Raw genomic sequence first — 7,942 nt, 5'->3', positions numbered from 1 at the left:
TTGCATATGTGTGTAGTATTTGACGCTTACATTTGTTCTAATTTCTTTTTCGTTAGATTCATACCTAATTGTAATAATGGTGAATCTATATCTATCTTTTTAACATCACTGGATTCATACCTTTGAAATCCTGTAAACTTCATAGACTCCCTGAAATCTAACTGAATGTTTTCTTTCATTGCCATCTCTCGAATATACTTTGGAAAACGTTCAATACGTTTCACAAATCCTTCACTAGAATCATATACTCTGATGTTTTGCAATTTAAATATTTTCTCTATAAAACTCACGTAGGATCTAGTGGGCAATCGTTGAACTAACACATCATTATGTTCTCTCTTTAAGTGAGGTAAATCGATGATATCTTCGTCAACTTTTTCATCTTGAACAAGTTTTAGTAGTTTAGCATGCTCCTGTGAAAGTGTTTTTTCCATGTCATTTATAATTTCATTCAACTTTTCTCTATTCAGTATGGCATCCTGCATGAGATTGGATAAACTATCGTAGCGGTCTTCTAGTACATCACCTATAAAATCATAGACTAGATCTGAACCTAGGTCGGTTCTCATCCGCTCCAATTTTTCGATTAAATGCACCATTACATTTCCTTCTCTTGTATTTTCCGCAACTAAATTAAATGAAAACACTTCATTATTTTGACCGATTCTGTGAATACGCCCCATTCTTTGTTCTAAACGATTGGGGTTCCAAGGAATATCATAGTTAACCATTTGATTACAAAATTGCAAGTTAATAGACTCCCCACCGGCATCGGTGGCCAGCATAATCTGTGACTCGTTTTTAAATTGGTCAACTTGCTTTCTCCGCTCATCCATCGAATAGTCCCCAATTATCTTTGCTACAGATGGAACTCTTTCAAGTAATTTTCGTTCTAAATATTTCAGCGTATCCTTAGATTCCGTGAATATAAGAATCTTTTCATCGTTATTTAACAATCCATTCATACCAAATAACGTTTCTTCAAGTTCACGATACTTTCTTTCTACCACGTGGTTACGAATAAACGTAGATTGGTCAATTAAATTGTTAATTTCCGCTATTTCTATCTTAAGTTCCTCTGGATCAATATCATCAATGGAGTCCAATAACTGGTTTTCTATTTGTTCTTTCGTATCTAAAGATTCTTCTTCATAATCTTCCAAATTGAACTTTTTTAATTTGTTAAGATACTTTTTCTATCCTTTATAGTTTCATCCAATAAGTTTTCTAACCTCATTTTTCTCCTCTTTAAGGATACATGTATGGCTTCTATAGAAGAACTTAATCGTCGTTGTAATAACATCATTGCGAAAGCTGTGCTGTTGCTTCCATTATTCATTGCTCTATTGAAATGCTCTCTAACGTAATCGGTCACTTGATTATATAAATTAAGCTCTTGATCTGAAAGCTTATATTGAATGGTTTTTGTTGTACGCTTTGGAAAAATTGGAGTGCCATCAAAGTTCTTCATGCTCTCTTTTAATCGACGGATAATAAATGGGTTGCTCTTTTCTTTTAAACTTTCATTGGCAGATAAATCGGAAAAAATATCATCATCTAACAATCGCATCAAATGACGGAAGTTTTCTATATCTCCCTTATGAGGAGTTGCTGTTAATAAAACCGAATGTTCTGCTTTATGTAAGATAGTTTCTCCAAGCTGATATAAACGAGTTCTTCTTGTTTTTCTCTTCAGCACTCCATGTGTATACGCTGCCATTTTATGTGCTTCATCAACTATGATTAGATCGAAATCAGCTTCATTAATTAAGCTTTTAATATCGTCCCTGGAAGCCCAATACATCGAAGCTAAACAATTATCATTCGTAACAAAAGGATTATTACTTCCGTACTCCCTAACCACATTACGGTTTATAATATGAAAGCTTTCATCAAATTTCTCGTTTAATTCCTCTTGCCATTGTCTAAGGACTAGTGGTGGAACTAGGATTAGAATTCGTGATACGCTCAGCCTAGCCTTTAATTCTTTTATCAACATTCCGGCCATAATTGTTTTTCCTGCTCCAGGATCGTCGGCAAGTAAAAAACGAACTTGAGGGGTTTGCAACATTCTTCCATAAACCGCTTCAATTTGATGAGGTAATGGAAGAATGTTTTTATTTCCTAAGGATCGAGATTGATTATATTGCTTTTCATTTCTGAGAGCATAGTATTGAATAAAATGTTGTACGTCTTGAGTTGAGAGGCTATCTTTTTCTTTATCACTGTTAAGCTGTTCTAATGAGTAAATTTCTTTCTCTTCTAATAAAAGTTCGTAATATTGGTTACTATCCCTTCCAATAGCTTCTAATAAGAAAAATTGGTCATCAAGTTTTTCAGCTTTTTTCACTTCTACTGTTTCAGGAAATTGTGTTCCTCGAACTATGGTACCGCTTTCTAACATGAATTCACCTCATTTAACTATTAAAATACCCTTATTCTTTATTGAATAAGGGCCTATACCATTTCTACCATAATCATATCTAAACCTTGTCTATTCACTTCAAAAGTATCTTTGCATAGATCAGAAGAAGAAATCTGATAGTCAAATGAGAAGAATCCAGGTTGTGCGTTCAACATTTCTATTGTTATTGAAGTACCTTCAGAAGAACGAATGATAGCTTCAGCTAACCATTGTTTCATTGAACTCGAAGCAATCTTGATTTTTTCTCCCATCACATATGTCTGTTTACTGTCCCCCGGAGTTATAATACCCCATGATTTTAAGCTCATAAGAACAGCACTCGTAGCAACTTCCACTCTTCTTCTATCTCCGTATGAGTTTTTCATTACTCGCCCTATTTGTTGGGAAGTAACTTCATCTTGTAGTTTAAACAGCTTTCCCATCTCTTGAACTAATTCTTTGACGAAGGGGTAAGCTAAGATGGTCATAGTGTAATGTAACAGAACGCGCTCTTTTTCTGAAGAGTCTAATATAATATCAAATGCCTTTGTCTGTAAATTGCGTTCTTCTCCTTTTACTAAGTACCATATCTTCATAAGCATAGTAATGGCATTCTTCCGAGATTTTTGACCTTTAATATCAGCAAGTAAGAAATCATCCAGTTTTTCGTACATTTCGTTTTTCTCGGATCTCCTTGCTTCATTCGCTGTAAAATCTAATTGATGTAATAATATTTTCTGATCAAACCCTACTGGTTTTGCCATTTAAAATCCCTCACCTATTTTATTTAATTTTGGCGTTACCTTTGCAAAAGGAACAATCACCTCGTCTAGACTAATGCTTCCATGACTAACAGCTTGATGTCCTTTGGGTATAAAAGCCTTTTGCTTATTTGCTAATAACGCATGCATATTTTCTGGGAGCCCTATGTTTGGCCAGCTTAACAGTGAATGTTCTTGTGCTCGTTCATCTCTTAAATACTTGTCGTTATATATTCTAACACGTTCACCTTTTGATTGGACGAGAACACCATCCGAAATTCTACCAATTCCTTCACATTCAACATTTCCATGATCTGAGGTTATATAAATGGAAAATTCTTTTTGAGATAATTCCATGAGTAATTCTTTTAGGAAGCCATTCTTCAGCCATATATCTATTTCCGCACCCATGCCTTGATACCCTTGAATGGCACCGTGGGTAAACTCATCTATGGTATCCACTACCATGCCAGCTACCTTAATATTTGGTTTATTTAATGCTTCAATTTGTTCCCTATAAAACGCCCCTTGTCCTAAGGCTCGCTGGTAAGATACTTTTTGCTTTTTTATTCCTTTGTCTTCCCAAAGAATTTTCCACAGCTTCTCTTCTTTATTTGTTGAATCAATACTGTCAGCAAACATCATCGGAAATTTTCCTGAAAAAATAGCTTGTCTCGATACTGATGTAAGGGTCGGCACCCATGCAAATGTTCCATGATCTTCAACGTTAAAATTTTGTTCAGTGAGAAAACTTTTTACTTGAGACCACTGAATAAAGTTCATTCCATCTAACACTATCAAAGCAATTTTTTTATCCATCTTCTCTTCTAGATAATGCGGAATCTGATGCACCATAACAGGTGAAGGGTGGTACGGGACATTATATAGAGATCCATAATTTTGAAACAACCATTGTTCAAATTTTTCTTGGATTTTTTCATTTAAATTAATGATGTCGTTCTTTAAACTATAATCTAGCTTTATTTCATTACTAATTTGGAAACTCCTAAGTTCCCCGTAATATTTAGCAATGTCTAACCATGATTTATAGTAAGGTTCTCCCGATATTTCTTCTTCGATTTTATCTAATAAATAAACTATTTTCCCTTCATAAAATGAGCTTTCATTAGTGATAACACCTGACTTTACCCAGAAAGGAAGTTCTTCGTTTCCAACATTGCTCACTGGCTGTAGTATACCTTCAAGAAACAGATCATTTAATAATCTTCGGACATCTTGATCAGAAAATGGATGCTTTGTGTGATAATAACTGTCACTAGCAAGAGGATCTTTTATGGTAATTTGCTCATTAACTAATTCGTTAATGTAACTTCGCCATTCTTCTTGTAAGTAATCATAGAAGGATGATTGAGAAGAGAGTAACTCTTCTACTGCCAATGAAGACAGTGATGATTTTTTAGTAAGTTTTTGTTTTAAATATGTTTGTATCTCACTAGGAAGTTGTTGGTCTCTATAATGAAAAGAAAGAAGAAATCTAACGAAATCAGCTTTGGTTTCAATCATTTCAGGATTAATTTTGAACACCTTGTTTAGGAGAAATTCTATCGTTTCTTGGTTAGAAGAAGAGCCTTGATACTGTGTGTACACAGCATTCAAGGCATCCAATTCATTAGAATTTAAACTTTTCACCACTGGATATGATAGTTTTGGAAAAACATCCGCTAGACTTACATTGATTTGGTGACCTATTTGCAAAAAGTCATATGGAATACTTGTAAAATCTCTACTAAATGTGCGGATTACTAAATATTCCTTACTATCCTGGAGCTTTTCACGAAATTTAGATTCGAAGATATATCTAAAATCAATTGTATCTTTTATATCAACTACGTGTAGCTTTTCTTTCTGTAAATAAGAGAGTATTTTTTCATCGCTAATCAGATGGTCAGGATCCGCCACTATATAAACTGAGGAAAAAGGCCTCTCAAATTGTTTTAAAACCTCTTCTCTCCAATCATTCATACAAACACCATACTTTCAATAGATTACATACCCAAGCGAATTTGAGCATTATCAAAGTACATTAATAGCTTATCGTCCTCTTGAACAACTTTTTCAGGCAGCCTTTGTCCAACATCAACAATTTTTTGATAGTCCTTATCGCCCCATGCTTTCTTAAACCCAGCACGAATTGCTTCTGTACGGAATTGTTTTAATTTCTTTCTATTGTTATCTATATATTCTAAATATGATTCAAATTCTCTTAATAATGACTTCTCTCGCAACTTTTCTAAATCAGATTGTTTACCAACATCAGGAACATACCACCGGTTAACCGCTTTTGATTTTACACTTTTGTTATCATTATCTAAACTACGCAAATCTTTATAGTTTTTTCTCAAATAACCAACAATTTGATCGGGAACACCTTCAGTACCTTCATACATTAAAAAGTTTTGCTCTAGTAAAACATCTAGTTCAGGTAATAACTCATGTTTATCTATATGTTGGATTTCTTTCATAAAACCAGGGTGTAAATCTTGCCTTGTTTGTGGCTTTTTTAATAGCTGTTGGCGAATCCATTCAATAGCACTATTTTCATCAGATACAAAGAGACTCACTTGAGTGAATTCTTTAATTATTGTTCTTTGCTTATCGTATTCTGCTACTTGATTCTCTAAGAAAGCCATTCCATCCCGAATAGGAAATCTTTGTTGAACACCTTCTTGAAACTCAGCTGATGAAATCGGAATAATGTAACCATGTTGTACGTGGTAAGCAACCATTCTGTCAAATAGAACCCTAGGAGTCCGTTCCGTAATATAGTCTGCTTCTCCCTTCTTACCAATAAATACTGGTAATTGAGATAAATGTTCTTTTACAAATTCCCATACCGAGTCTTTAGAACCTTGTTCTGATTCAAGTTTATTTACCATACTGTCACTTGGTTTATAACAAGATATTACTAAATCTTGTTTAACAGCAGTGGTGGAAGTTACGGCCTTAAAACTTCCTTGCTTTTTATCCAATGCTGATACATTTGCAATAATAAACCCAGCTCTTTCAATAGCTTCTCTAATACCGTTCCAAACACTTGATTGAGAATTGCTGAACTCAACTGTCATCCACCTGTTTGGTTTTAGTATGTTATAAAATTCAACAAAACTTTTTTCCATTAAACGTATATAATCTTCTAAGCCTTTATTTTGGACAGGATTGATAATTGATTCATTTTTGTTATTGGTAATGACTTTCAACCAAGATTCCCAAAGGAAATTAAGTTCAGAGTACATAATATTAGAACCAAATGGAGGATCAGTAAAAATATAGTCAACTGAATTTTCTGGAACCCCCAAGTTCGTTGATGAAGACTGTGTTATAATTCCAAAGTTTTTACTTGAATATTCACTTTCCTCCAACACTTTAAGTTGATCTCTTAGTTTACTTTCGAGAAGAAAAATAGAGTTTCTTTCTACTCCTAATGAAGGTATATACAACGTACCACTGAGTCCACCTGTCCCTCCAAACCGAAATCGATTGGTTTTAGTTGATCTATTTATAGAAGCCTGAAAAAAGAATAATAACTTACTTGAGAATTTAGACTCTTTGATTTTTTTATAAAGACACGCTAAGGTATATAGATTTCTTCTAGTATAGAATTGGTGTACATGCGATATTCCATGACTTTTTAAAGGCTGTTTTGTATTATATCCCTCTGGTATCTTTTCCACTGGATACCAGTAAGAAAAGTTCTTATCTTGAATCTCTTGTAACAGAGATAGATCGAATTCATCGACTTTCTTAGTGTATTTTCGTGTTCCAACGCTATAGTTAATCAAAACCGGCACTTGCTTTGCAATTGATACAGTGTCTTCAATATCTGCATCAAAATAAGTTTCCCATGAGCGTTCTAACTCTTTCTTTTCCAACTTAGAATTACAATTAAAACAGTTAAACTCTTTTTCCATTTTCTTTTTTTCATAATCTACGGAAACGTCCCAGAAGTTTATTTCTGTTGAGCAATCTGGGCATATAAAAATGTCACTCCAGACAACATTCGTTATTATTCCAAACTCTTCTTTTGAATGTTTTGTCTTATACATCCAAAGACATTCTTTTTTCAATTCATCTATAATTCTCCTAGCCTCTTGCTCAAATTCTTTTTTGCCACCATTAGAATTATAGTTATAGGAGATTAAAGTAGCTGACGGTGACAAGTCATTTAAGATGACATTACGCTTTCCTAACCCAGATTTAAATTCTCTATTATCATAAATGTTATTGTTTTCATCCACTTTATAACCAAGTGTTTCAATTATTTTTTTATTACCTGCAGCATTAGCTGCTACCCCTGTTGTACCTGTTCCAGAAAAACCATCAAAAATTATATCCCCCGGAGATGTGTAATGCAAAATATACTTTAAAATAGCTTTATAAGGTACTTTCGTATGATATCCGTGAGCGTTATAAAATGCATCATTTTTTCCTTCGGATACATCTGAAGCAAAAGGAAGGCGTTGATAATCTTCTTTATTTAATGATTCTACATTCCATTGGCTTACCATTTGGCTTAACCATGGATTAGGACAAGCGGTATAATAAGGAGGATCTGACATGGAGAGAATGTCTTCATCCTCTCCAATTGGAAAACCCTCTATGTCTTTTAAGTCAGGTAATTTTTTTCTTAATTCTTCCGTGAAATATTCTTTTCTCTCTTGATCGTTATTAAAAGTCATACCTAATACCGTTACGTGGTGATCTTTATTTCCTTCCTCTTCACCTAGAATAGACAATTGCTCATTTTCTTTAGTCATTT

5 protein-coding genes are annotated in these 7,942 nt (G+C 33.9%); all 5 read right to left on the bottom strand.

The window, feature by feature from the left end; genetic code table 11:
- Positions 1-26 precede the first annotated feature (26 nt).
- The 5 genes from N784_RS17015 to N784_RS14335 are packed head-to-tail and all read right to left on the bottom strand — an operon-like array spanning position 27 to position 7,940.
- Positions 27-1,163, bottom strand: coding sequence for a C-terminal helicase domain-containing protein (locus N784_RS17015; protein ID WP_052127349.1), 1,137 nt, complete (start codon positions 1,161-1,163; stop codon positions 27-29).
- Positions 1,164-1,174: 11 nt separating this feature from the next.
- Entirely contained in the window at positions 1,175-2,404 is a 1,230-nt protein-coding gene (locus N784_RS17010) for a DEAD/DEAH box helicase (protein ID WP_052127348.1), read from the bottom strand.
- Positions 2,405-2,457: 53 nt separating this feature from the next.
- Positions 2,458-3,168 carry a hypothetical protein gene (locus tag N784_RS14345; protein WP_036836016.1) on the bottom strand — a complete coding sequence of 237 codons (711 nt, stop codon included), beginning with the start codon at positions 3,166-3,168 and terminating at the stop codon, positions 2,458-2,460.
- Positions 3,169-5,148, bottom strand: a complete 1,980-nt coding sequence (pglZ, locus tag N784_RS14340) for a BREX-3 system phosphatase PglZ (protein WP_036836014.1) — start codon at positions 5,146-5,148, stop codon at positions 3,169-3,171. It abuts the gene before it with no gap.
- Positions 5,149-5,171: 23 nt separating this feature from the next.
- Positions 5,172-7,940, bottom strand: coding sequence for a DNA methyltransferase (locus N784_RS14335; RefSeq protein ID WP_036836011.1), 2,769 nt, complete (start codon positions 7,938-7,940; stop codon positions 5,172-5,174).
- Positions 7,941-7,942: the final 2 nt, after the last annotated feature.

The sequence above is a fragment of the Pontibacillus litoralis JSM 072002 genome, assembly GCF_000775615.1.
Taxonomy (GTDB): Bacteria; Bacillota; Bacilli; order Bacillales; family BH030062; genus Pontibacillus; species Pontibacillus litoralis.
Note: the sequence above shows the minus strand (reverse complement) of the source record. Positions and strands in the feature narration are given on the sequence as shown.